The sequence below is a fragment of the Rhodococcus sp. ZPP genome (assembly GCF_017656075.1).
Lineage (GTDB): Bacteria > Actinomycetota > Actinomycetes > Mycobacteriales > Mycobacteriaceae > Rhodococcus_F > Rhodococcus_F oxybenzonivorans.
This window is the reverse complement of the sequence record NZ_CP058639.1, coordinates 224,486-249,442: the sequence shown is the minus strand read 5'-3', so window position 1 is coordinate 249,442 and position 24,957 is coordinate 224,486. Positions and strand designations below refer to the sequence as shown.

Annotated in this window: 20 protein-coding genes and 3 pseudogenes; 17 read left to right on the top strand and 6 right to left on the bottom strand. The window is 62.3% G+C overall.

Annotated elements, in window-relative coordinates; translation table 11 throughout:
• Positions 1 to 39: 39 nt before the first annotated feature.
• The 4 genes from HYG77_RS32435 to HYG77_RS32420 all read right to left on the bottom strand — a co-directional run bounded on the left by HYG77_RS32435 (position 40) and on the right by HYG77_RS32420 (position 4,236).
• Complete coding sequence (locus tag HYG77_RS32435; protein ID WP_208963751.1) at positions 40 to 1,173, bottom strand: amidohydrolase family protein; 1,134 nt, start codon at positions 1,171 to 1,173, stop codon at positions 40 to 42.
• 571 nt (positions 1,174 to 1,744) lie between these two features.
• The gene (locus tag HYG77_RS32430) at positions 1,745 to 2,497 is read right to left on the bottom strand and encodes an FCD domain-containing protein (RefSeq protein ID WP_208963750.1); all 753 of its coding nucleotides are present in this window, start codon (positions 2,495 to 2,497) and stop codon (positions 1,745 to 1,747) included.
• Between the two features lie 192 nt (positions 2,498 to 2,689).
• Positions 2,690 to 3,475, bottom strand: a complete 786-nt coding sequence (locus HYG77_RS32425) for a crotonase/enoyl-CoA hydratase family protein (RefSeq protein ID WP_208963749.1) — start codon at positions 3,473 to 3,475, stop codon at positions 2,690 to 2,692.
• Entirely contained in the window at positions 3,472 to 4,236 is a 765-nt protein-coding gene (locus HYG77_RS32420; protein WP_208963748.1) for an SDR family NAD(P)-dependent oxidoreductase, read from the bottom strand. The genes HYG77_RS32425 and HYG77_RS32420 overlap by 4 nt, the downstream gene beginning before the upstream one ends.
• Positions 4,237 to 4,501: 265 nt before the next feature.
• On the opposite strand from HYG77_RS32420, the gene HYG77_RS32415 reads away from it, so the two are divergent.
• From HYG77_RS32415 to HYG77_RS41025, 10 genes and pseudogenes are all read left to right on the top strand, one after another.
• Complete coding sequence (locus HYG77_RS32415; RefSeq protein ID WP_208963747.1) at positions 4,502 to 5,368, top strand: hypothetical protein; 867 nt, start codon at positions 4,502 to 4,504, stop codon at positions 5,366 to 5,368.
• Positions 5,365 to 5,790 (top strand): OB-fold domain-containing protein, encoded by a 426-nt coding sequence (locus tag HYG77_RS32410; RefSeq protein WP_208963746.1) that lies wholly within the window; start codon positions 5,365 to 5,367, stop codon positions 5,788 to 5,790. Before HYG77_RS32415 ends, HYG77_RS32410 begins: the two co-directional genes overlap by 4 nt.
• Positions 5,787 to 7,328, top strand: coding sequence for an AMP-binding protein (locus tag HYG77_RS32405; RefSeq protein ID WP_208963745.1), 1,542 nt, complete (start codon positions 5,787 to 5,789; stop codon positions 7,326 to 7,328). The genes HYG77_RS32410 and HYG77_RS32405 overlap by 4 nt, the downstream gene beginning before the upstream one ends.
• Complete coding sequence (locus HYG77_RS32400) at positions 7,325 to 8,500, top strand: thiolase family protein (protein ID WP_208963744.1); 1,176 nt, start codon at positions 7,325 to 7,327, stop codon at positions 8,498 to 8,500. Before HYG77_RS32405 ends, HYG77_RS32400 begins: the two co-directional genes overlap by 4 nt.
• Before the next feature lie 44 nt (positions 8,501 to 8,544).
• A complete protein-coding gene (locus HYG77_RS32395) occupies positions 8,545 to 9,327 on the top strand; it encodes an enoyl-CoA hydratase-related protein (RefSeq protein ID WP_208963743.1) in 783 nt (260 codons plus the stop codon).
• A gap of 930 nt (positions 9,328 to 10,257) precedes the next feature.
• Positions 10,258 to 11,340, top strand: a complete 1,083-nt coding sequence (locus HYG77_RS32390) for a zinc-binding dehydrogenase (RefSeq protein WP_208963742.1) — start codon at positions 10,258 to 10,260, stop codon at positions 11,338 to 11,340.
• Between the two features lie 28 nt (positions 11,341 to 11,368).
• Entirely contained in the window at positions 11,369 to 12,007 is a 639-nt protein-coding gene (locus HYG77_RS32385) for an isochorismatase family cysteine hydrolase (protein WP_208963741.1), read from the top strand.
• Between the two features lie 866 nt (positions 12,008 to 12,873).
• Positions 12,874 to 12,975 (top strand): annotated as a pseudogene (locus HYG77_RS40095) (transposase); the annotation flags it as partial.
• 242 nt (positions 12,976 to 13,217) lie between these two features.
• Positions 13,218 to 13,624 (top strand): annotated as a pseudogene (locus HYG77_RS32375) (transposase); the annotation flags it as partial.
• A 13-nt stretch (positions 13,625 to 13,637) separates the two neighbouring features.
• Positions 13,638 to 13,921 (top strand): annotated as a pseudogene (locus HYG77_RS41025) (TetR/AcrR family transcriptional regulator); the annotation flags it as partial.
• A 538-nt stretch (positions 13,922 to 14,459) separates the two neighbouring features.
• Here HYG77_RS41025 and HYG77_RS32365 read toward each other — a convergent pair.
• Both HYG77_RS32365 and HYG77_RS32360 read right to left on the bottom strand, forming a co-directional pair.
• Entirely contained in the window at positions 14,460 to 15,188 is a 729-nt protein-coding gene (locus HYG77_RS32365; protein WP_208963738.1) for a carboxymuconolactone decarboxylase family protein, read from the bottom strand.
• Positions 15,189 to 15,335: 147 nt separating this feature from the next.
• A complete protein-coding gene (locus HYG77_RS32360; protein ID WP_244461526.1) occupies positions 15,336 to 16,784 on the bottom strand; it encodes an MFS transporter in 1,449 nt (482 codons plus the stop codon).
• 835 nt (positions 16,785 to 17,619) lie between these two features.
• On the opposite strand from HYG77_RS32360, the gene HYG77_RS32355 reads away from it, so the two are divergent.
• From HYG77_RS32355 to HYG77_RS32325, 7 genes are all read left to right on the top strand, one after another.
• The gene (locus HYG77_RS32355; protein ID WP_208963736.1) at positions 17,620 to 18,837 is read left to right on the top strand and encodes a cytochrome P450; all 1,218 of its coding nucleotides are present in this window, start codon (positions 17,620 to 17,622) and stop codon (positions 18,835 to 18,837) included.
• 158 nt (positions 18,838 to 18,995) lie between these two features.
• Positions 18,996 to 19,109, top strand: coding sequence for an alcohol dehydrogenase catalytic domain-containing protein (locus HYG77_RS40090; protein WP_244461451.1), 114 nt, complete (start codon positions 18,996 to 18,998; stop codon positions 19,107 to 19,109).
• Between the two features lie 218 nt (positions 19,110 to 19,327).
• Positions 19,328 to 19,891: a zinc-binding dehydrogenase gene (locus HYG77_RS32345; protein WP_244461450.1), complete on the top strand. Its 564-nt coding sequence runs from the start codon at positions 19,328 to 19,330 to the stop codon at positions 19,889 to 19,891.
• Positions 19,892 to 20,007: 116 nt separating this feature from the next.
• Complete coding sequence (locus HYG77_RS32340; protein ID WP_208963734.1) at positions 20,008 to 21,492, top strand: aldehyde dehydrogenase family protein; 1,485 nt, start codon at positions 20,008 to 20,010, stop codon at positions 21,490 to 21,492.
• Between the two features lie 371 nt (positions 21,493 to 21,863).
• Positions 21,864 to 22,229 (top strand): EthD domain-containing protein, encoded by a 366-nt coding sequence (locus HYG77_RS32335; RefSeq protein WP_208963733.1) that lies wholly within the window; start codon positions 21,864 to 21,866, stop codon positions 22,227 to 22,229.
• A 458-nt stretch (positions 22,230 to 22,687) separates the two neighbouring features.
• Positions 22,688 to 23,233: a hypothetical protein gene (locus HYG77_RS40085; RefSeq protein ID WP_244461449.1), complete on the top strand. Its 546-nt coding sequence runs from the start codon at positions 22,688 to 22,690 to the stop codon at positions 23,231 to 23,233.
• A 327-nt stretch (positions 23,234 to 23,560) separates the two neighbouring features.
• The gene (locus HYG77_RS32325; protein WP_208963732.1) at positions 23,561 to 24,391 is read left to right on the top strand and encodes a mycofactocin-coupled SDR family oxidoreductase; all 831 of its coding nucleotides are present in this window, start codon (positions 23,561 to 23,563) and stop codon (positions 24,389 to 24,391) included.
• Positions 24,392 to 24,957 lie beyond the last annotated feature (566 nt).

Below are 24,957 nucleotides of genomic sequence, written 5' to 3'. Positions count from 1 at the left end.
TTTGTCGTCAGCATGACATTCATGGCTGTGGTATCCCACTCAGTTGATGCGGTCACCGTAGAACTCCCGTGGATTGTCGAACATGATCCGGCGCTGGAGGTCCTCCGGCAGGCCGGCGAGGGCGTTGGTGGGGTCGTTGTAGTTCCAGTGCGGGTAGTCGGAACTGAACATCAGAACCTTCTCCGCGTTGATCATGTCCATCAGCGCAAGCAGATGCTGCTTCTTCGGCGGCTCGACGAACGGCTGCGTGGTGAACCGCATGTTCTCGTTGAGATAGTCGCTCGGGTGCCGCTTGACCCAGGGGATCTCGTCGCGCAGTCCGTACCAATCGGCGTCGAGCTTCCAGGACAGTTCCGCGATCCAGGCGATGCCGCCTTCGGCGATGACAATCTTCAGCTGCGGGAAGCGCTCGAACACACCGTGGCACAGCAGGCTCGCGGTGTTCGCCTGATGGATCTGACCGAGCAGGGCGTGCCATTCGATGTAGTACGTCGGGGTGCCGGCCATCCTGGGGGCGCGAGCGTAGACGTTCTCGGTACCACTGGGGTGTACGCAGATGGGGAGCCCGTGGCGCTGGGCGGCCTCGTAGATCGGGTAGTAGTGCTTCTCGCCCATCAGGATGTCGTGCAGCGGCATGAAGATCTCGACGATTCCGGGGCGATCGGCCATCCGGTCGATCTCCTTGACGGCGAGTTCGGGATCCTGGGGGGCGATGACGAGGCCGCCGCGGTACCGCTTGTCGAACTGGAGCCAGCGTTCACACATCCAGTCGTTGTATGCCGAGGCGATGGTGGCGGCGACCTGCGGATCGGGCATTGCCCCGATACCCAACAGGTGTCCGGACAGCAGAATCGCCCGATCGATGCCGGCTCCGTCGAGAAGCTGGCTGGCGGTGAAGGCGGGGTCGGTGGCCGGGGACATGCCGGGGCGGGAGGTATCGCCACGCATGCCGCCGGAGGAGTTGATGTACAGGTAATCCAAGGGCAGGTGGAACTGCGATGCCACCGTGTGGCCGCCGCCCAATCCGCTGCCGATGCGGTTCTGCCACGCCTTGCTCATGTAAGGCACCAGAGTCGCGAGACCGTTCTCCATGTAGGGGTGGACGTCGGAGTCGATGATCGTCAACGACTGCTTCTTCTCGGTGGCCTGAGCGGCTGCATACGCGGTGGTCATGGGCACTTTCCTCGATTCATCGAAGGGGACCTTAAATATTGCTATGTTATGTACCATACAGATCGTCGGCCGGGTTGTCGAGATCTGGGTCACACGCCCGAAAAGCTCTGGTCAATCCCTGAATCGCAGATCGATATCAGTGCTCTGGCGCGGAGCTCGAGAACAGCAAGTACCTGGTGTTGCATGACCGGCGGCATCGCAGCGGCAAAGGGAGTTGTCCAGCAGCTGTCGCAGCGCCCTGGCGCACGGACTGTCCGCGAACTCCGGCGGGAAGCGGCCGGTAGCCATTGCTGACGTCCTCGGCACCGAAAGATGCTCGCGACCTTCGTACCTGGCGGCTGCGGGCAGGTAGGGGTCGCACTGCCACAGGCCCTGTTCTCCGCGGGCGCTGCGGTGGGCGTCGTCGAGCTCGCCTGTCGACACGATCGATACCGTCGAGGTCAACGACCCCTTCGGCCCGGACACCACTGTTTCTGGTGTGCCGTGGCTCCGACATCCGAATCCACACCGCAAACGGATAGCCCGTATCCCACATAGGTGGGGAGATGCGGGCTATTCGTCCGGGAGAACATCAGAGGCCGTACATTTCCCACGTAACGACTTGCTGCATGACATTCGGGTACTTCGTCTCGAAGTACGCAGCCGACTCGGCCACGTGGCGTCGCATCGCCTCCGCCGCCTCGGCGGGTTGACCTGCCTCAACCGTTCGGCAGATCAGTTCGTGCACCGCGAGCACCGAACGGCGAGCTTTTCTGGTGTATTGCACGCCCAGCGGCGCGCCGTCGAGAACCCAATCGAGGGAGTTGGAAATGTAGGTGATCAACGGATTGTTGGCGCCGGTGGCCACGAGGGTGTGAAACTGGTGATTCTCGTGCAGGAAGGTGGCCTCGTCGTCGATGTCGGCCCGCATGTTGGCCACCGACTCCTGCAGGGCGCGGACCGTCTGCTCGCTCCGGTGTACCGCGCACAGCGATGCGGCGATGGGCTCGATGTATCCCCGGAGCTCGATGACGGAGCGGAATGTGGTCTCCGAGAACTGCATCAATAACGCCATAGTGCTTGCGAGATGGCGGGAATTCGGTGTGGCCACGATCGGCCCGCCGCCCCGCCCGGGACGGATCTCGACCACCCCGAGAAGCTCGAGGATGCGCAGCCCCTCCCGCAGGGTGCTCCGGCCGACCATATGGGAGGCGCACATGTCGGTTTCCGTGGCCAGGGGTTCACCGGGACGAAGTCCGCGAGCCCGGATGTCCTTGACGATCCGCTGGGCGATCACCTCGGCGCGTTTCGGCGGCATCCGCGGCTCATAGGTCTGTGGTGTCACGTCGTTCAGGGTGACGCCTATGCTAGTGCCGTTCGCTTCCAGCATCCGATGCTCCTTGGGCCTGATATCACTGGTGTAGCTGCAGGGCACGGGACCGTTGTTCCCGCAGATGCAACGCGAGTTCGGTTACGCCGCCGCCCAGTTCGTCAAGCTCCGTCCGGGGATGCGCTGGTCTGTAGCCTGCCGCGACTGTCATCGACCGGACCAGATCGGCTTCCGCTTCTCGGCGAAAGCAGTCGCACCTTCGCGTGCGTCGGCGGAGTGGCGAATCGGGTCGACGATGGCTTCTTGACGCTCGAACGCCTCATCGGTGGCCCAGCTGCCGGACTCGATGATCACCTTCTTCGAGGCCTGTACGGCTAAGGGGCCGTTGCGACCAATTTCCTCGGCGAGATCAATGGCCGTATCGAGGGCGCCGCCGGGCGCAGCGATTTTGTTGACAAGGCCATGTTCGGCGCACCACCGAGCGGTCAGACGCCGTCCGGTCAGGGCGGCCTCCATGGCAAGGTGGTATGGGATGCGCGACGGCAGCCGCAACAGGCCGCCGCCGGCGGCGGTAAGTCCGCGCTGCACCTCGGGGAGCCCGAACACCGCGTCCTCGGCGGCCACGATGAGATCGCACGACAACGCGATCTCGAACCCCCCTCCCACGGCAGCTCCCTCGACAGCGGCGATGAGCGGGGTTATCGGCGGCATGCGGACCAGGCCGAATGGTCCCCGCTTGTCGTCGACGGGACGTTCCCCCGTCGCGCGGAACGCCTTGAGGTCCATTCCCGCCGAGAAATGTCCGCCCGCGCCGGTCAGCACGATGACGCGGCAGTTCGGGTCGTCGTCGAGTGCGTCGAGGGCGCCGCTGATGGCCCGAGCGGTGGCCAGGTCGACCGCGTTACGGGCCGCCGGCCGGTTAATCGTGAGGACGACGACCCCGTCCGTCGGACTATCGATCGCCAGTGATGCCGGGGCCTCGGTGGTGCTCATCGCGGCGCCATCCGAATCGCGCCATCGAGGCGGATGGTTTCACCGTTGATCATGGAGTTCTCCATGATGTGGACGGCGAGTGCGCCGAATTCCGCCGGATCACCGAGACGGCTGGGGTGCGGTACCGACTGTCCGAGCTTCTCGCGCACGTTCTCGGGCAGCCGTGCGAGTAGAGGGGTGTCGAAGATGCCGGGTGCGATCGTCGCGACCCGGATCTGATGAGTGGCGAGGTCTCGTGCGGCGACGATCGTCATACCGACCACGCCTGCCTTCGACGAAGCGTAGGGAATCTGCCCCACCTGGCCCTCCCAGGCCGCAACCGATGCCGTCATCACAATCGCGCCGCGATCCCCGTCGAGGGGTTCGTTGCTCACCATCCGGGCGGCACTGAGCCGCAGCACATTATAGGAGCCGATGAGATTGGTTTGGATCACTCCTGCGTAGTTCTCGAGCGGGTTGGGTTGCCCTTCCTTGTTCAGGATGCGCATCGTATGACTCCGTCCGGCGCAGTGCACCACCGCACGCAGGGGGCCGTGGGATTGCGCGGCGTCAAGGGCGGCCGACACCGTTTCCTCGTCGGTGACGTCGCCGGCTGCGAAGCTGGCGCTGCCACCGAAGCTTGCGGCCACCGCCTCTCCGGCGGACGTGGGTAAGTCCAGGAGCGTCACGTGCGCGCCCCGTTTGGCCAGTGCGCGCGCGCTGGCCAACCCCAGGCCCGACGCACCTCCCGTGACCAGCGCGGATGTTCCATCCAGATTCATACGATTTCCTCCGTCTCGAAGCCCAAGTCGCCCCTGTTTGGCAGAAGCTCCGGATTAACGTAATTAATATAAGCATGATTAGTGTTGCCGGTCGAGACTCGAGTCGAGACTCTTGCTGATCGGCGGCCTGCCCGCGTCCCTTGCAGGGTGCGGGCGGGGAATCTGTTTGCGGAAGCTCTTCTCAAGGGCGCCTAAATATGCCTATGATATCACCACATATTGATCTACGTGTGTGACGAGTAGCGAACTGGCGAGGAGAACTGACGTGGGCGAGACCCTGCTGGAGCGGGAAAAGGACCATCCCCAGGAAGTGGTTGCCGAGCGTGACGGGCGACGGATCATCATCATGGACTCGGCCCGCTGGGTAGATGAGCGGAACACGGATCGGGATGTCGTCCTACCGGCGTCGTACATCGGTGTCCTTCCGGCCCGCATGTGTGCCATCCACCGACCCCGCGGGGTCATCGGGCACGACGCCTGTGTCGGCAAGGACGGGGCCGGGATCGCCGGGCTCTGGTACCTGGAGGCGCTGGGTATTCCTGCTGCGACCGCGGACGGGATGACCGTGGAGATGGGCAACGGACGCGATCTCTACGACAACGGCCTGATTTCTCATGTGAACTACCACGCCGAGAGCTTGGGCGTGTCGGTCGGGATGCCCGTTCGCGAGGCCGCCGAACTGTTGCGGGACAAGGAATTGACCGACACCGCCGTGGGGAACAAAATTCGGCGGGAAGTCGTCGAGGAGCTCGAGGACGGCCGAAGAATCGTCGTCACCGATTCCATCGTCTGGGCGTTGCCGGAGGACGCCGGCCGCAGCGTCATGGTGACTGCGGGCCACACAGGGCGCAGTGGCGCGAAGTTCCTGCTCGAAGCCGATCCGTGGGCCTTCATCTGCCACGACGGAGGCATGTCGAAGAACGAGTCCGGCATCGTCGGCCTGCGCACCGCCGAGGACGCCGGACTGGCCGGTGCGTGTATCGACGGACGGACGGCGCCGATCGGGGACGCGTTCCGCGGCTACCGCGAAGGGTCGATCAGCGCCTGCAACGGACCGGCCCGCGACCGCGGTGTCACCATCGGCATGCCGGTCGCCCAAGCCGCTCATCTGCTCCTCGTCGGTGGCCGATGATCGAGGTGCACCATGCGCGGCCGCTTCCCACGCCTGGCGAATTGACAGCACCGTTCTGGGCGGCCGCTCGTGAGCGCCGCCTGGTCCGTCCCGTCTGCGACGACTGCTCGCGCAGCTTCTTCACCCCCCAGCTGATCTGCCCGCATTGTCTCGGCGAGGAGTGGAGTTACCAGACCAGCACCGGCCGCGGAATCGTGTACAGCAGCACGGTCGTTCATCGGTCGCCGTCCCCGGCGCTGCCGGCCCCGTACGAGTTGGCGATCGTCGAGATGGACGAGGGATGGCAACTGCTCACCAACATCGTCACCACGGGGGACGAGCCGACGCCGATCGGCGCACGCGTGGAAGTGACCTTCGTCGACATCGACGAGAACTGGACCTTCCCCGCCTTCCATACCATCGACACAGAGGACCCGCGATGAACATCGGACTCGCCTTTAGCAGAAACGCCCGCCGGGAACCCGACGCCCTCGCCTGCTTCGCCGGCACGCGGTCGCGCACCTGGGCGCAGGTCAACGACCGCGCCAACCGCCTGGCCAACCTCCTGATCGACCGCTACGGAGTGGCCCGCGGCGATCGCGTCGCCGTGCTGGTCGCCAACCGCATGGAGGTGCTCGAACTCGTCGGCGGCTGCGCCAAGGCGGGCGCCGTCTACGTCGGCCTGAACTTCCGGCTGGGTGAGCCCGAATACGCCGACATCTTCACCAACAGCGATCCCAAAGTCATTCTCGCCGACTCTGAACTGGCACCGATGGCCCGGCAGCTCACCGACGGCACCGACATCGTCGTAGTCGATATCGACGATCCGACCCAGTACGAGACCCAATTGAGCGCCGCGTCAGAGATCACACCGGCGATCGAGCGGCAGGTGGGCCCGGACGACGACTTCTGCATCGTGTACTCGAGCGGCACGACCGGACGACCGAAGGGCATCCTCTTCAGCGTCGGCGCCACCCTGCAGCACGCCGCGGTGGCCGCGATCGAATACGAACTCACCCCGCAGACGCGGTGGATGATCACCATCCCTCACAACTCCAGCATGCAGATCACCCTTGCACCGCTGACGCTGCTCGGCGGGGCGATCGGATTCTCGGACTCCCGTGGATTCAAGCCCGAACGGTTCGTCGAGGACGTGCAGTCGAACGCGGTCACCCACACCTTCCTGGTACCCACCATGCTGATCAGACTCCTCGAATCCGAGTACGGCCCCGACACCATCCCGACCCTGCAGACGATCGGCTACGGATCTGCGCCGATCGCCCCGGACCGGGTGGCAGCCCTCGTCGAGCGGTTCGGACCGATCTTCGTGCAGTTGTACGGCATGGCGGAGATCGCCTCGATCGGCACCATGCTCCGCAAGAGCGACCACGCCCTCGCGGCGGCCGGACACCCGGAATTGTTCTCCACCTGCGGCAAAGAGTCGATGGCCGTGATGGTGCGCCTGATCGACGACACCGGAGCCGACGTACCACCGGGGGAGCGCGGCGAGATCGTGTTCGGCACCCCGTACACAATGGTCGGCTACTACCGCGAACCCGAGCGGACCGCGGAGGTGCTCCTCGACGGTTGGATGCATTCCGGTGACATCGGACAATGGGCCTCCGACGGCTATCTGAAGATCGTGGGCCGGAAGAAGGACCTCATCATTCGCGGCGGATTCAACATCGCGCCCACCGAGATCGAGAATGTGCTGACCCTGCACGAGCAGGTCCGTGAGGCCGCCGTCGTCGGCCTCGACGACCCCGAATGGGGTGAGGCGATCGCCGCTGTCGTCGTCGCGAGGGGCCCACAATCCCCCTCGGCCGAGGAACTCAGGCAATGGTGCCGAGAACACGGCCTGCCGAGTATCAAGGTCCCCGAACGTATCGAGGTGTGGGACGAGCTCCCCCGTAATGCGGTCGGCAAGATCACGAAAGCCCAAGTGCGGGAGAAGTTGGCGTCCCCGGCCGGCGTGTCATGATGGCCCACCACCCCTTTCACGACATCGCCGTCGTCGGCGTCGGCATGACCCAGCAGGCCCGGCGTCTCGAGATGAACTCGCTGACCGCCAGCGTGCACGCAGCCAAGGCGGCCCTCGCCGACGCCGGCATCGATCGGACCGAGGTCGACGGCATCTGCGCCCGCTGGCCAGGCCCTGGTGGCACCGTCTTCCAGCCCGGATCGGCCGACTGGGCCGGTCTACTGGGAATTCCGGTGCGCTGGATCGGGGACACCTACCCACAGGGAGTGCCCGCGGTCCTCGACGCCGCCGCCGCGATCGCGACAGGGCAGTGCCACACGGTGCTGATCACCGGCGGCCAAGCCGGGGTGATGAGCGCCGAAGCCGGCCGGGTTGCGTCCTACACCCGACCCGCGAACGAATTCGTCGAACCCTTCGGATCGTTCACCACGGCCCAATTCGCGCTCGTCGCCCAGCGCTACCTGCACGAGTACCCGCATGCACGCGAGGCGATGGCCGAAGTCGCCGCCACCATCCGCAACACCGGATCGTCGAATCCCGATGCCGTGATGGCCGGGCGCGGCCCGTACACCGCCGAGGACGTCCTCGCTGCACCGAAGCTCGTCGATCCCTTCACCCGGCTGGAAGTATGCCTGGCCAACGAAGGCGCCGCAGCACTGGTCGTGACATCGATGGATCGGGCCCGTGACCTCCCGTCCACACCGGTCCGCATCCTCGGCGGCGGCGCCGAATGGATGCGCCAGCAGTATGTCGACCCACCCCGGTACGACGACGTCTGGATGATCGGAGCCGATGCCTCCCGCCGCGCCTACCACGCCGCCGGCCTCGAACCACAGGACCTCGACTTCGTCCAGTTGTACGACGTCAACTCCGCCGAAGTCCTCCGGCAATACGAAGCCCTCGGTTTCTGCAAACAAGGTGACGGCGGACCCTTCGCGCTCGACACCGGAATCGGAATCGACGGAGGACTACCCACCTGCACCGATGGTGGTGTCATGTCCTTCAGCCACATCGGTTGGGGTGCACCGACCTTGAAGATCATCGAAGCCGTCCGCCAAATCCGTGGGAACGGTGGCAGCAGGCAGGTGCCCGGAGTCCGGACCGGTCTGGTTGCCGGTGCCGGATCCGGTGCCCAGTACTACAACGTTCTCGTTCTCGGCGCCGCAGACTGACCGTAGACATCGGACCAATCGCCGCACCCACCGAAGGAACCACCATGGCAGACATCGACTATGCAGTGGCCGACCACATCGCCACCATCACACTCAACCGGCCGCAGCGCAAGAACGCCTTCACCTTGGAAATGATCGACACCTGGGCGAACGCACTGATCGAGGCCGAACATGATCCCAATGTCCGCGTCGTCGTCCTGACCGGAGCCGGGGGATCGTTCTGCTCGGGTGTCGATCTCACGGTGCTCGACAGCATCGAACCAACACCCCTCGGCGCCAAGAACCTCCTGACCCAACACGTGCACCGGGTCGCTCACGCTGCTGAGGCGCTCAGCAAGCCCTACCTGGCCGCAGTCTCCGGGGACGCGTTCGGTGCAGGGATGGACATGGCACTGCTCACCGATATCCGGTTGGCCTCCGAGTCCGCCCGGTTCTCCCAGGCCTACATCCGGGTGGGCCTTGTTCCCGGTGACGGAGGATGCTATCTGCTTCCTCGCATCGTCGGCACCGCGACCGCCCTGCAGCTGATGTGGACCGGGAAAGTCGTCGCCGCGCAAGAAGCGTTCTCCCTGGGGCTGGTCAGTGCCGTCCACCCCGACGACCAATTGGACGAGGCGATACGTGCGTTGGCCACCGACATAGCTCGTCAGCCCCCCGTCGCGGTGCAGATGATCAAGCGCAGCGCGAAACTGGGCGAGAAGCACGACCTGCGAACGGCGCTCGACCTCATCTCCTCCCACCACGCAGTCGTCATGTCGACCGAGGATTCCCGCGAGGCCCGGCGTGCTCTGACCGAGAAGCGGCCGGCGCACTTCATCGGAAGCTGACCGACCGCCCGCTCGGGTCGCGGCAGTGTTCGTAGTTCCAGCGACCTTGCTCTCGGTGCGCATCGGATCGAGTGTGAAGCTATCGGAAAGTACTGCTGGGGACCGGCATATTCGCTGTTGTCTGGGTCTTTCCCGGAGATTGGTTGATCGGTCTCGGACACCGTGCTGTTGGTGGTGTCGATGACCGTCGGACTACTGACGTATGGACTGACAAATGGCGTCATCGGGGCAACGATGAGACAGCATTTCCGGTCGAGCAGCGCTACACAGGGGTGTGGTTTTCGTTTGCAGTCGCGAATGTGCTTGGCAGTGCCCTCTTTTTCCATACCGGCGCTGGCGTGGACGAAGGCCGCTGGAGGTTCCACGTTCTCCCTCCCCGTGGACCTTGCGATCGGAGGTGTGCTGCCATTGCAGGCACAGTCGGCATGCGCCGATTGCCGACCTTCGACTCCGCAACTGCGGAACTGGATGAGTCCGCAGCCGATGGGCAGGGGAGTGCAGCGTCTGACCCTGGGCACCCGCCGCAGGGTAGCCACAGCCACCATCGTAGATGCGAATCCCGCCGAACCGCGGATGCGCTGATGAAAGTTGACAGTTGGTTGCGTGGTCATCCCGACTTTCTGTGCACCTGGCCACTCGAGGCCGACAAGGTTCGGTGGTCGGAGTGGGCAAGGTGGTGATCGACGCGTCCTTTACGTATATGACTGGGTGCGCTCCTCATTGCCGCCGTGGTGGAACACCGGCGACTCACGATCCCAGGTCTGCCAGAAGCGTAAGCCTTACAAGACACCTCAGCGGCATAGAGCCCATGGTCATCAATGCGCGCTAGGTCAACTCTTGCGAAACGAGTCGGACGGAACCCTTGATAAATATCGCAATATTAAGTATGTTTAACGTCGTTGTGATGCACATCATGAAAAAGGAGACGTTGTGACAAATCTGGCTGCTGTCCTGCATGGGCCGGGCAAGTTGGAGATTCGTGATGTCGGAACTCCTGATGCCGTCCCAGGCGGAATCTCCATTGAGATGATGCTGTCTGGCGTGTGTGGGAGCGACGTGCACCTATACGAGGGCCAGGCCGGTGCCCTTCCTATTTCGGTAATTCTTGGGCACGAGGGTGTCGGCCGGATCGCCACTCTCGGCGCCGGGGTCTCAACGGACTATGCGGGGCAGACTGTTTCAGTCGGCGACCTTGTGTATTGGGCTCCCATTGCATTGTGCGGTGCGTGCTACACATGCACCGTGCTGGAGCAGACTCCGTGTGAAAAGTCCTCGTTCTTCGAGGATGCCGAGAAGCCGAATTGGGGCACCTTCCAGGAGCGAATCTGGTTGCCGGCGCGTCAGCCTTTCTACAAGTTGCTGGACGGTACCGACCCGGTCGCACTCGCGGCGATGGGGTGTGCGCTGCCGACAGCGCTGAAGGCCTTTGATCAGGTTCGACCCGTACGGCCCGGGGAAACGGTAGTGATCCAGGGTGCTGGACCTGTCGGTTTGGCGACCGCGATGATGGCATCGGTGTCAGGGGCGAGCAACGTGGTAGTGCTCGACTCTGTTGCCGCGAAGCTCGAGGTAGCGCGCACCATGGGCGCGACGGCAACGCTCGATCTGTCGATGACCACTGCCGAGGAGCGTCGCGCGGCAATCTACGAACTCGCTGGCCCCACTGGCCCAACCGTTGTGGTTGAGGCAACGGGCGCACTTCCAGCCTTCGTGGAGGGTTCGGATCTGACGGGTGTGAACGGTACTTATGTCGTGCTCGGTCTGTTGGGCGATGTCGGTCGCACCGATGTGCATCCCGGCGACATTTCTTGGCGGAACAAGTCGATTGGCGGCGCAACGTTCCCCAAGATCAAGCATTACTATTACGCAGTCCAATTAGCGCGCAAGCTGCAAGATCGCTTTCCTCTCGCCGATCTAGTTTCGCACCGATTCAAGATCGCCGACACCGAAGCAGCACTTCGGGCCGTCGGGAGCGGGGAGACTGTCAAAGCAGTCATCGATGCCACGCTGTAGTCAGTCCACCTCGGCAAGGAGTTAAGAAATGCATACCATAAATCTTCCCAATTCTGCGATTGCACGAGGCCGTGCAATGGGTCTCAATAAGCCGATCGAACCGGCGACGACCGCTGTGATTACGGTCGACTTCCAGAACTTTTTTGTTGCAGACGGCGAACCGATGGCAACTGAACACGCCCGAGACGCTCTGGTGAACGCAAATCGGGTGAATGCGGCAGTTCGCGATAGCGGCGGGGTGGTGGTGATTATGCAGCATTCGTATGGCCCGCCCGACGAGGTCATGCCGAATCAACCGCTCACCGAACAGGCACTGATGTTAGGCAGCCCCTCGTACGAGCTTCACCCCGATCTTGTCGTTGGACCGGGCGATGTGCGGATGGTAAAGCGTGTTTCGAGCCCGCTACACCCGCTCGCCGACACACAGCTGCAGCAAACTCTTGAGCAGCGGGGTATAAAGACCGTGATCATCACGGGGGTGGCGAGTAACGGGTGTTGCGACTGCCTGGCTCGAGATGCCTTCCAGTACGGTTTCAACGTCGTGTTCGTCTCCGACGCCACGTCTGCGATGTCGGACGAGGAGCATAATGCGACCCTACTGAATCTCGCGATCTACTATGCTCAAGTGCTTGACACGGACGCGGTCGTAGAAGCGCTCCAAGGGTAACCGCGATTCTTGCGCCCGAATATTCTCGAGGTCGATTGCGAATTTCAAGCACCTGAGGTGTGGCGCGGGCGTGCGCCCGTATCGGGGCTACCCTGGCCAGGCAATGCTCGTATCGGCTTCGAGTAATTCTTGATCAGGTCGGCGAATTCACCATTCCTGATGGATTCATCCCACGCTACGAGGCAGGTAACGCCCAACGGATGACTTTGGCAGGTCCCCGATAGTCGGTCTAGAGCCGGTTCCTACTTGCAGGTCGATCAGTCGATCTCGCACGCCACAGGCTGGTGCTTGTGGGTGCACCCGGCAGCGTACTGAGCAGGGGACTTGTAGCCCAGCGCCGAATGCCGGTGTCGATGGTTGTGGTCGTCCTTGAAGTCCGCGATCACCACGCGGGCTTTAGCAGGGTAGGCCAGTAGTTGCGGTTCAGGCACTCATCGCGCAACCGGTTGTTGAACGACTCGATGAACCGTTGTTGCATGGCGTACCTGGTGGGATGTAGGAAACCCCCACCGATCCTGCACAGAAGGATCGCAGGGCTTCGGAGATGAACTCGGACCCGTTGTCCATGCGCAGCACGAACGGCGCCCACCCCACATCGCGAACGCCTTCTTTAACCACTCGATCAACCGGTCAGCGGTGATCGAGGGTCCACGATGTTCAGCAACGACATCCGGGTGTGTTCCTCGACCATCCACGCGATCTTCACCGTCTTGCCCTCGATGGTCGAGTCGAACTGGAAATCCTATGCCCACACCACATTCGGAGCATCCGCATCGACGATCGGCACCGAGGACCTGCCCGGCCCGTTTGCGGCGCGGAGACCGCCGCGGATCTGCGCTCTGAACTGCGCAGTACCCCGTCAGCATCCGCGGCACGGTTTCCGTCGAGCGTGGGCGTGGCTGCGCTACGACAAGGGCATCGAGGTGAACAAGAAGAAGGTGCACCGCCTGTGGAAAGAAGAAGGACTGCAGGGGACGCCGAGTTGGAGAAGGACGCGTTGCAGGAGACCGCAAAGGGAAATTCTGAGCCCGACCGCCAAACGCGCCGCCGATCACCCTGCTCACCGGTACCATGCAGATGTAGGAGCGATTCGCGCGCAGAGTGGTTGGGCTATCCCGATCCGCCCACCGACGGCTGCTCTTGGCGCAGACGCCCGAACGACCCGGATGCCCGGCAAGCAGCCGTTTGAGCCGGCTGTTCTGCTCCCGTAGCAACACAGTTGACCTCGCCCGCGACGCGGATGGTGTTCGACGCCGACTACGACCATATACTGACGATGCTTGCCCGCCGTCGACGTCTCGACACAGCGATCGAGGAAATGGCCACATCGAGCGAGTTCACCCCGATCGTCCGCAGGATGTGCTGCCTGCGCGGGGTGAGCACCTTGACCGTTCGCATTGGCCGTGGAGATCGGTGACTGGAACCCCTTCACCGGCAACACCATCGAATCATTCGTCGGTCTGGTGCCCTCGGAATACTCATCCGGTTCGTCGCGAGTGCAGGGCGCGATCACCCGACGTATCACGTCGGTGCGGGCATGCGGTCACGGTGGGATCTGCCCCGGCCGCTGCCCGGGCGCGTGGGGACGAGGGCAATCGTCGCCTGCATCAGCGGTGGGCGAGTTTACTACGCGTCGAACCGCGGATGCCTGTCTCGCATGTGGAACGACGAGAGACCACGAGTTTGCGGGACGAGTATCGACGGATTCTGTTCGAACTCCTGGCCCGAGCCAAACAGCACGGCCGCATCCGCGAAGATGCCACCGACGCCGACCTCGATCTCATCTTCTGGTCCGTGCGGGGCGTCGTCACGACAACACCCGGCGTCACCGACACCGGGTGGCGCCGGATCATGGCCATCATGATCGCGGGACTTCGCCCCGGCGCGGATGATCTCGCGGCGCCGATGAGTGCCCACCACCTTACCGAGACCGCCGATGAGTGCCCACCACCTTACCGAGACCATGGACCGTTTCCAGGCCCAGTGAAGACCAGCCGCCGAACCGAGGCGAAGGCGCCGGTGCGATCGGCCGTCCGACGACGAGCCGCGGTTCAGGCCGTAACGGCGCCCGTGTCCGCGAAGGCACCGCCGGCCGGAAGGCTCGGTCGGCAAATGTACCCTAATGGCGAGAGCTCCAAACGAAAAATCCTCGGTGACGCCAGAAGTAGTCCAGCTATTCTGGGTGTAGGCGGCTGGCTGTCCCAGTCGAACAGGTCATGTAGGAGTGTCAACCGCTGCACGGGTGGACGGCTACGACCGGAGTCGACCTGGCCACCATTCTTCCTGGGATGTGTTCATCTGTGCACTGGCCGAAAGCGGCCCGCAACCTCTGTCGGGAGGTTGCGGGCTCGCCCGTCCAGCGTATGCCTTGTCTACGAACTGCCGAGCGTTGCGCACCACGTACTTTTCGGAAGACGTTGGTCGGCTGAGTCGACTTGTGTAGCCTCCGACGTCAGCTGTCTGTACGCGATTGAATTATTCCGTCCGCAGCGGGCAACCAGGAAGCCACGCCTGCGAATGGAAGTGCAGTCAAACAGGATTCGACCAACTCGGATTCCGTCGCTCCGGACCGTCGCGCACCACGGGCGTGGATCATGACGAATCGGGTCTGATACTCGGCTGCGTTGACGGCACACAACAGTAATTCCATGTATTTGCTTGGCATCGCCGTTCCGTCGAGCGCAACCTTGCGCATGAGTGTGTACCCTTCCAGGGCCTTCGGGGCGGCGTTCGCAAGAAGCTCAATGTAGTCCGGGATGAACCCGAAGTACTGTTCGAAATACGCCTTGGACGCGTCGACGTCCAGGTCGTCTACCTCGGTGCTGTCGCCGCCCGGACTCGCCTCGACAGCTTCGCCGTAGTGAGCTGCGATGCTCTCCGTAAGGAGCTGATGGGGGACTACGCCTCGCGAGATCAGGACGCCCACGGCGGCGCTTTCGGCCTGGTCTCGGGGAAGTCCACTCTCGAGGGCAATCCGCAAGAAATGAGCCACAAGCTCCCGGTCGCGCTTCACCGCTGCGATGGTCGCAATGAACAGCATCTTGTACGGCTTCGGCACCGCCCCGTCTTCGGCGATCACGTCTCCGATTCGTGCGATTCCCTCGGCGAATTCGGGGTGTCGTGCCGATAGTGCAGGCACCCAGTCCGCCGGCGGAAGCCACGACGTTGCGCGATCGCCCACGATTGCAAGATTATCCATTGTTGTTGCACCACTTTCTATGATCAAGGTGCGCGGTCATGCGGCCGCGACCAAGCGTTGGGGGCTTCGTAGGAAGCCGTCGGACACGTCGCGGGTTCGGCTCATGGAGTGGAGCCGAACCCGCCTCACTCAACCGCGTACAGCAGAAGATTCCGGCACGTCATTATCGAACGCGCCATCTGAGGTGGAGCTCAGATACTTGGGGAGCCGCGTTATCCACAGCGCTCCGGCGACGGTCAGAATCCCACCACCAAGGAAGGTCAGCGCGAGGGGCATCGACGAACCATCGAGCTCCGCCACCCACGCGAGTGTGGGAATGGGAAGGACCGCACCGCCGATGATGCTGGCAACCGCGAAGGACAAGGACACGCCCAGGTATCGGACTCGCACCGGAAAGTTTTCAGTCATCGTGGCCCCGATGACCCCATTGGTCAGACCGTAATTGATCAGTCCGATGGTCATGGCCACCCAAAGAAGGACTGGGTCTCCAGATGTGATGAGCGCGTACCCAGGAAATGCCCACCCCACCGAGAGTGCTCCCGCAAGCAGCAGGACCTTTTCCTTCCCTATTCTCTTGCCGAGATACGCGGATCCCACCGTCACCGGAACAACGGCGATGGTCGCGATCACCATACCGATCTGGACGTCGGTGGCCGTGACGCCATCGACGTAGCGGGGTACGTATGCGAGGAGTCCCGTGCAGAAGAACAGCACTGCAATTGCCGCTGCCTGCCAGACCAAGATCATCGCAAGAATGGGACGCCAACCCTCACGGAGAGTCACCCCCAGTCCTGCGCGTAGGTTCTCCTCGGAGGGGTTGTCCAACGCATGCTGGAACTCGGGAGTCTCTTCGATACGAGTACGGATGAACAACCCGATGATGATCAGGACGGCACCCAGAAGGAATGGGACGCGCCATCCCCAGGATGCGAACAGTTCCGGGCCGACGGCATTGCTGATGATGAGCAACGATGCGGCCGCGAGACCGACGCCCAGCGTCGCGCCCACCTGGGGGAGTGCGCCGAGGATCGTCTTCTTCTCGGGCGGGGCATGCTCGACAGCGATAAGTATTGCCCCGCCCCACTCCCCGCCGTAGGCGAGACCCTGAATCAGGCGGACACTGATGAGCAGGATGGGTGCTAGAGCACCGATGGTGCTGTAGGTAGGCATCAACCCGAGGGCGAGAGTGGAAAAGCCCATCAAGCCCAGTGTGGAAATCAGCCCGACTCGTCTACCGAATCTGTCACCTACCCACCCGAACAACACCGCCCCGACGGGTCTGGCGACGAACGCGACTCCCTGCGTAGAGATCGCAACCAACGTACCGATCCAGGGCTCTTCGCCGGGAAAGAAAAGATGGCCGAAAACGAGGGCAGCAATGAAGGAATAGACAATGAAATCAAAGATCTCAATGAGATTCCCTATCGTCGACGCGATCGCAATCTTACGCAGCGACGCCGGAGAAGAATATTTGATACCTGAATCGTGAAGCACAGACTCGCCTTTCTTACTTCGCGGTAGGAGATTTGGCCGGGCCGCCCACTCCGTGCCCGGTACGCCATCGCAATCGGAGAACATCGGGCACGCAGATTCCGGATCCAGCTCAGCGGGAGACGGGGAAACTCGACCGGTGATCATCTCCGAGTCGCCGCTGAACATGGTGGGTGGCAGAGGACTGCTCGAATGCTCCGTCGGGGATGGGGCCGTCGCTTCGGACGTCTCTTCACGACGGTGCCACCGCTCCGCCTCTTGGATGTCTGGCATGAGTTCCTCGGTTCCGTGGGCTGTTGTAGGAAAAATCGGACGGCAAACGATCGCCGGCCTCGCGGCTGGTCAGGCGCGCCATACCCGGCGCGAGTCCGTCGACGAACGAAAGATCCTCCTGTGATCCAGGCAACCCATCTAATGTGCATATAATTACTCTGGTTTGTCGAGCTGTCAACAGTCAGAGTTCCCGCGGTCCTATTACCGACGGCCTCTGGGCCGGCAGGTTCGGCTCCAGGACCCACGAGGGCGTAATCCTCGACCTCGGGACCTGTTCGGCGCACGCAACTTCACCGACGATCGCGCCCACCCTGACTCCGACGATCGTGCTGGCCATATCGGAGAAACTCACGCTGCCGCGGTATTTCCCGATTCGACGGGAGCCACGAGCGTGGACGTTCGCGCAGATGTCGTACGGGTTGGTCCTGCCACCTCTGCCCGCACCGACTTCTCCATCTGGTAGGTGCTGATAGCTGCCGGTCGAGCACTGATCTCGAGTCGCACTTGCCTAAATAATATGCTTATGGTTACGCTACTTCTTGGCAGTGTCGTTCATCACAGACCCGCAAGACGACCAGCGGGATCTGGCCCGGACCTCAGTCGGGCCTCGCACACCACTCTGCTCCTGAAGCCCAATCGAAGAGGAAAAATGAGCACTGAACCGCTACGCCGAAGGATTGACACCGACTTCGACCTCAATGATCCGGAAATCAACGAACGCTGGGACGACGTGATTTCCGCGATGCACCAGGGGGGATGCCCCGTTGCCCGCAGCGAGGTGGGCGAGGGTTACTGGGTCCTCTATCGGCATGATGATGTCGCCAACGCCGTAAAGGATTGGGAGACGTTCTCCGCTTCTGACGGCTTCATGGTCAACCGGCCCGCCGAGATGCCGTACTTCGCGCCGGGCGAGTCCGATCCACCCCTGCACACCGAACTTCGCGCCGCTCTCGAACCCTTCCTTCGCCCCAGGGCTGTAAAGGGGCTCGAGGACAAGATTCGGGGACATGCCGACAGGCTGATCGATACGTTCATCACGCAGGGTGAGACTGATGTCGTTGATTTCGCGAATGCTCTTCCACAAGCGGTCTTCTCGGTAGAGGTAGCAGGAATGGATCCTGCCGACATGCCCTATCTCCTCGAAGTCTTCAGCCTGTCGGGGCCAGCCGAAGAACGGGCAGAAAACTTCGGCCGCGGCATCGCCAAGATCGACGAGTACCTCCGTCAACGGTCGAAGGAGCCGTCCCGCGGCGACCTGATCGATGCGCTGCTCGCCTTCGAGCACGAAGGATACGAGTGGATGGACAAGGTAGGCACAATGTGCCAGCTAACCATCGGCGGCATCGGCACCACCGGATTCGCCATCACCGGTGGGCTCCACCACCTCGCCACGCATCCAGTTGATCGACAGCGACTTGTCGAAGACCCGTCGCAACTTCCGCGTGCAATCGACGAATTTCTCCGCATGTTCATGGGAGCGCCCAATATGGCACGCCGAGCCATGCGAGATGTCGAAGTCGGCGGAACCAAGATTGCGGCGGGCGATCGTGTCCTGATGTCGTTCGGCGCCGCGAGTCGAGATCCGGAAATCTACGAGCGACCGGACGAGGTCGATCTCCAACGTAAGCCGACCCGCCACTTCGCATTCGGTGGCGGAAATCATCTCTGCATCGGGCAACATCTCGCAAAGTTGATTTTGCGGGTCGCCTACGAGCAGTTCCTGGCCCGAATCCCGGAATTCACGGTTCCCGAGGGCTTCAAGCCCGAATACGAGACCGCCAACGTTCGCCACATGGTCTCGCTGCCGATCATCTTCGAGCCGTCCAACGTGGTTGGGTCCGTCGATTCGACAGAGGTCGTGTCGTGAAGGCGGCAGTCGTATACGAAGTGGGCAATCCAGTACAGGGTTGGCGACATCAAGACAACTGCTCTGGGTGACAACGACGTTCTCGTGCGGATGGGGGCGGCCGGACTGTGTCATAGCGACGTCTCGGTCCAGACCGCGCTCTTCCCTGGCCAATCCCGATGGTCCTGGGACATGAGGGGGCGGGGACGGTCGAACATGTTGGAGCCCGCGACACTCACGTCGTTCCCTGCGATCACGTTGCGACATCTGCGGTCTTGAACTGCGGTCGGTAGGTACTGCATGAACGGCACACCCACGCTCTGCGCCTGGGGTCGGCTATACATGTTCGAGTCATTGGCACCTGATGGGCCCGAGCGTGCTACCGACCCGCAGGGCGCGGGTCTGCGTCAGATGTGTTGCGTCGGCACTATCGCCGAATCCGTCGTGATTCCAGGGAACGCTGCAGTCAAATACCTAATGACGTACCTTTTCAGGTCGCTGCAGTGGTCGGGTGTGCCGTCACCACAGGACTCGGGGCAGTCTTTCGTCGAGTAAAGGTGCAGCCCGGATCGACAGTCGCTGTGGTCGGTTGCGGAGGGGTCGGATTCAATATCGTCCAAGGTGCGCGTATCGCGGGAGCGCCAAGATTATCGCTGTCGATCCGGTTCCCTCGAAGCGAGAGTTTGCAGGGAAGTTCGGCGCAACGGATCTCGTCGACCCCTCCGCCGGCGATGTAGTCGGGCAGGTTCTGGCACTCACAGACGGATTCGGCGCCGACTACGTGATCGAGTCGGTGGGATCTACCGATGTGGTGCAGCAAGCCTGGGAGATGGCGGGGGTTGACGGCACGATCGTAGTGCTCGGCGTTCCTGACCCGTCTGTAAGAGCCAGCTTGAGCGTGCAGGGGATCGCCCTCAGCCAAAAGATTCTGACCGGCGCTTTCTATGGAAGTGCTCGCCCGCAGGAAGATATCCCGAAGTACTTGGAGATGTATCGTTCGGGTGTCCTCAAGATTGACGAGTTGATCACCAACACCCTGTTCCGGTCGGTGTTGGAAACCCGGCGCTATCTGTAGCCCATGGTGGCCACATTGCGTAGACCCATTGAGTTGTAAATTATGACTATGTTATGTCCGTGAAAATGTAAGGTCGGTCACACCCACGCACGGTCACGCCAACCCCGAGAGGCACAATGTCAGCGCCCAGTACAGACAAGATCGACATCGACATTCCCCATCTCGACCAGCTGTTCATCGCTGGTGAATGGGTCGACTCAGCGCACTCGGAGACCATCGATGTCGTGATGCCCTCGACGGAGGAGGTCATCGCACAGGTTCCCTCACCGAGCATTGCCGACGCCGACGCAGCGGTTCGGGCGGCGCGGGCAGCGTTCGACGTCGGTGTGTGGCCGCGATCGACCGTCGAGGAACGTGCGGCCGTGTGCCGTCGTTTCGCCGATGAATTGGAAAGCCGTCTCGACGGTATGAACCGCGCGTGGACATACGAATCGGGATATACCCAGGCGTTCGGCGAAATGATCAACTCGGGCGCAGGCACGGCGATCTGGGGACATGCCATCAGTGTCGCAGCATCGTTGCCGTGGGAGGAACGTCGCAGCAACGGCGCGAGTGAAGTACTCGTCCAGCGTCAGCCCATCGGTACGGTGCTCGCCATTCTTACCTACAACGGACCCGTCACTTTGATGGGAATGAAGGTCATTCCAGCGCTCCTCGCCGGCTGTACGGTCGTCGTCAAGTTCGCCCCCGAGTCCCAGCTGACATCTCGGTTCATCGCGGATGCAGCGCATGCTGCCGGCTTCCCTTCCGGAGTCATCAGCGTCCTCGCGGCCGGAACCGACACCAGCCAGCACCTCGTACGGTCCGAAGGCATCGACATGGTGCATATGACCGGCGGTACCGCGGTGGCCATGGAGGTCGTCAAGCAGACGTCTCAGCGCCTGGGGCGTACTGCGCTCGAACTCGGCGGCAAGTCTCCAGCACTCATCACCGACGACGCGGTCCTCGACGACGTTCTGCCTACGCTGATTCCAGGATCGGTGGGGAGCAGTGGACAGGTATGCGTCGCACTGTCTCGAATCCTCGTCTCGCGCAAACGCTACGAAGAAGTGGTGCAGCGCCTTGCCGACGGCTTCGAAGCCCTCAAGGTCGGAGATCCTTTCGACCCAGCAACCGATCTCGGCCCCATGGCGAACAAGCGATCCGTCGAACGCACCCAGGGTTTTCTGGACCGTGCGATCGCCCAAGGGGCGAAGGTTGTGACTGGCGGCGCCCGACCGTCTGATCTCGACCGCGGCTTCTACTTCGCCCCGACGCTACTGCGAGACGTGACTACGGACATGGAAATTGCACAGGAAGAGGTCTTCGGCCCGATCATCGTCGTCATTGCTTACGACGACGTCGACGATGCAGTCCGAATCGCCAACGACACCAAGTTCGGATTGGCCGGCTCGGTGTACGCAGGCGACCGCGAATCTGCGTTGGCCATTGCGCGGCGTATCCGCAGCGGCGCTGTAGCGATCAACATGGCTGGCGTCTCGCTCACCGAACCGTTCGGTGGTGTCAAGCAGTCCGGATGGGGTCGCGAGTGCGGCGCGGAGGGCATCCTTGAATTCACCGAACTCAAGCAGATCCTGCTCAGTGGCGCCTACTCCGACTGATCTTCATCTCGATCGGCACGGGCGCGGTTGCGGACCTGGAGTCCGCGACCGCCCGGTGCCGTTACATTTGTCTGGTCGGCATCGTCCGTGCGACAGCACGCGGTCCGGGCCACTCGCGCACGAGAGGACGGACCGCGGGAAAGAACTGTTCCGAGTCCGTACCCGCCGGACGGGACACCCCTATCGCAGATGTCGCCGAATTCGTCGGGTTTCTGGCGTCACCTGCGACCCGCGTGATCACCGATCAGCGTCTACAGATCGACGGCGACGCTCTGGCCGCGGACTGCACATGGTCGACCATTGGCCGCCGGCCACAGCTTTCAACGGGTGGCTTCGACGAGTAGTACATTCAGAACCACGAGGAGACAACGATGTTCAAAATCATGGTACTCATCAAACGCCGAGAAGGCATGTCGATGGCCGACTTTATCGACTATTACGAGTCCCACCATTCTGTTCTGGCGGCGAAACATCTGCACCACACTCAGAGCTACCTCCGGCACTACCTCACCCCGCTGGGGGACCACGTCGGTGGCGCCCCGATCGAGTTGCCCTATGACGTGATCACGGAGATGGTCTTCGGCGACAAAGCCGGGTTCGACAAGGCGATGGAGATACTCGGCACCCCGGAAGTCCGCAACGCCATCACCTCCGACGAAGAGCATCTCTTCGAACGATCGACCATCACGTTCATGAAAGTGGACAGCCATGAAACCGATATGACGTTGCACGCCTGAGCCACACACTCGTGTGGCTGAGTTCTCGAACCAATCTGAAATGTTGATCCGATGCACGCTGTTCGATACGTCGGTCCGCGAGGTCCACATCCTCGAAGTGCCGAATCCAGTAGTGAAACCCGGCCACGCCCTGGTAAGGGTAACTGCTGCCGGAATTTGTCAGACAGACGTTCACATTCGTCGTTCGCCCACTGCCATGATCCCGTTCGGGACAACCTTGGGTCACGAATGCGTTGGCGAAGTGGTTTCGCTCGCCAGTGACGTAACATCGGTCGACATCGGTCGACATCGGTCGACATCGGTCGACATCGGTCGACATCGGACAACAAGTGGTCATCCATCCGGTCTGGTCGTGCCAGATTTTCCGAATGTGCCTCACCGGCAACGAAGATACCTGCCAGCACACTGGAGCTCGACTCAACCCGGCGAGCACTCCAGGCGTGTCGGTAGATGGACGAATGGCAGATTTTCGTATCCGCTCCCGCAACCGCCCTGATTGCCTCGGACGGAATAGATCCGGCCTTGCTGCGGTTCTGGCCGACGCCGCCATCGTTCCCTACCGCTCCATCGATGTCACCAAAGACCTGCTCGGTCCGGGCTCGGCCGCGGCAGTGATCGGAATCGGTGGGCCCGGCCAGTTCGCCGTCCAACTGCTGCGAGAAATGGCCGGCGCCGGTGCCGCTTTCCGGACCGCGGCCATCACCACGGCGCCCTACGTATACGAATACACTGCAACGATATTCGCTTGCGGATCTGTTCGACTTCGACCGAATCCACGCGCGCAACAGTTCGGTCGGTTCGGTGTCTGTTACGTCAGTTACACGGCAAACCCAGCAAGGTTGCCGCCCAACCGGCGCGGGGTCCTCACCGCTGTCGGAAACTGCTGGGTGATCGACTGTCTCGAACAGTGGATCGAGCACGCCCGCCCTGCCTTCGGGCGCGAGAGTGCAGCGTTGTTTCCCACCGAATGGTCCGATCGGATCAGTGCCGGGGCCATCTATTAGCTTCGCTTCCCTATGTGACCAGGCTGGACCCACCGATCCAGGACTGGACTTTAACTCGCAGCGCCGTTCCTACGTGAGCATGCTTGTCGAATCGTTTACGACACTGAGGCATCAGGATTTCCGCTCGGCTCGAGGCAGATGACTCAACGGCGTCGGGGAGGCACACAATCTGGTTGTTCCAAAGCCTTGTGATTTCGATCATATTATAGTTATATTATCGATGTACGGGGCGTTGAAAGTGACCTCCGAACTCCGAATACATCCTGGCCTGCCCATCCGCCGGAGGGCAACGTAAGGGCCAGGCCCATCACCTTAAGGAGACTCAACATGGGACGACTAACGGGCAAGGTTGCCCTGGTGACCGGGGCCGCTCGTGGCCAGGGTCGCTCGCACGCCGTCAGGATGGCGGAGGAGGGCGCAGACGTGATCGCCGTCGACCTCTGCGACCAGATCGCGACGGTGGGTTACCCGCTCGCGAGTCGGGACGACCTCGACCAGACGGTGAAGCAGGTTGAAGCGCTGGACCGCCGCATCGTTGCGGAGCAGGGCGACGTGCGTGACCTTGCGGCGATGCGTGGGCTCGTGGAGCGCGGTGTCGCCGAACTCGGACCCATCGACATCGTCGTCGCCAACGCGGGCATCTTCAGCCCTGCCCTGACAATCGACATGGAGGAGCAGGCCTGGCACGACGTCATCGACACGAACCTCACCGGCGTATGGAACATCGTGCGCGCTGCTGCGCCGGGCATGGTCGAACGCGGCGCGGGAGGGTCCATGATCCTCATCAGCTCGACCGCGGGCATCAAGGGCTTACCGATGCTGGGCCACTACACGGCGGCCAAACACGGCGTCGTCGGCCTGATGAAGTCGCTGGCTCAGGAACTCGGCCCGCACCGAATTCGCGTCAACACCATCCACCCATCCTCGGTGAACACTCCACTGGTCCAGAACGACGTCATGTACAAGCTGTTCCGCCCCGACCTGGAGAACCCCGGCGCCAGCGACTTCGGCGAGCTCTTCCAGACGCTGCACCTACTGCCCGAGCAGTGGGTGGAGCCGCGCGACATCTCCAACGCCGTGGTTTTCCTGGCGTCGGAGGAGGGGCAGTACATCACCGGCACACAACTCAAGGTCGACCTGGGTTTCACCGAGAAGTGACGGCAGCGCCTACCCACGAGCGGGAGCTGAGAGGAACCGGCTAGATGTACCCGCCAGGACGTTGGTAGCAGGCGTGTCAGCTTGATGTGAAGAGAACCTCCGAGTGTGGTGTGATTTGTCGAAGACCAACATCCTCTCGGAGGTTCTCGTGTCGAACCGTAACGCAGCGTAGTTGGCATTTCCGTAGCGATTAGGCGGGTCCGATTCGAGTGGCGTTGACGTGCACAGACGATGATGCCGCCGCAACTCAGATCAGCCGCAGGATGTTGTAGTGGGTGTCGCGGATCGGGCTGCCACAATGCCTGACAATCAAGCGCCAAAACGTAGTGTGTTGCAAAACCTGTCAATGATGCCAACTGTCCCGTCAACGGACAGCATCGCCTACCTCGGCAGAATTTCAATCATCAATACCGGGCGCCAAGGTGACATAATCTCTGTTACTGGCGCGTGAAATGCTCTGGGGAAGAGGCCCTTCCGCCCGGCGATCCTAAGATTTGAGGGCCAGGAAATACCGGCACACCGCTGATCTGACCCGCACGTCCCGTCCCCGGGACCTGACCACTGCC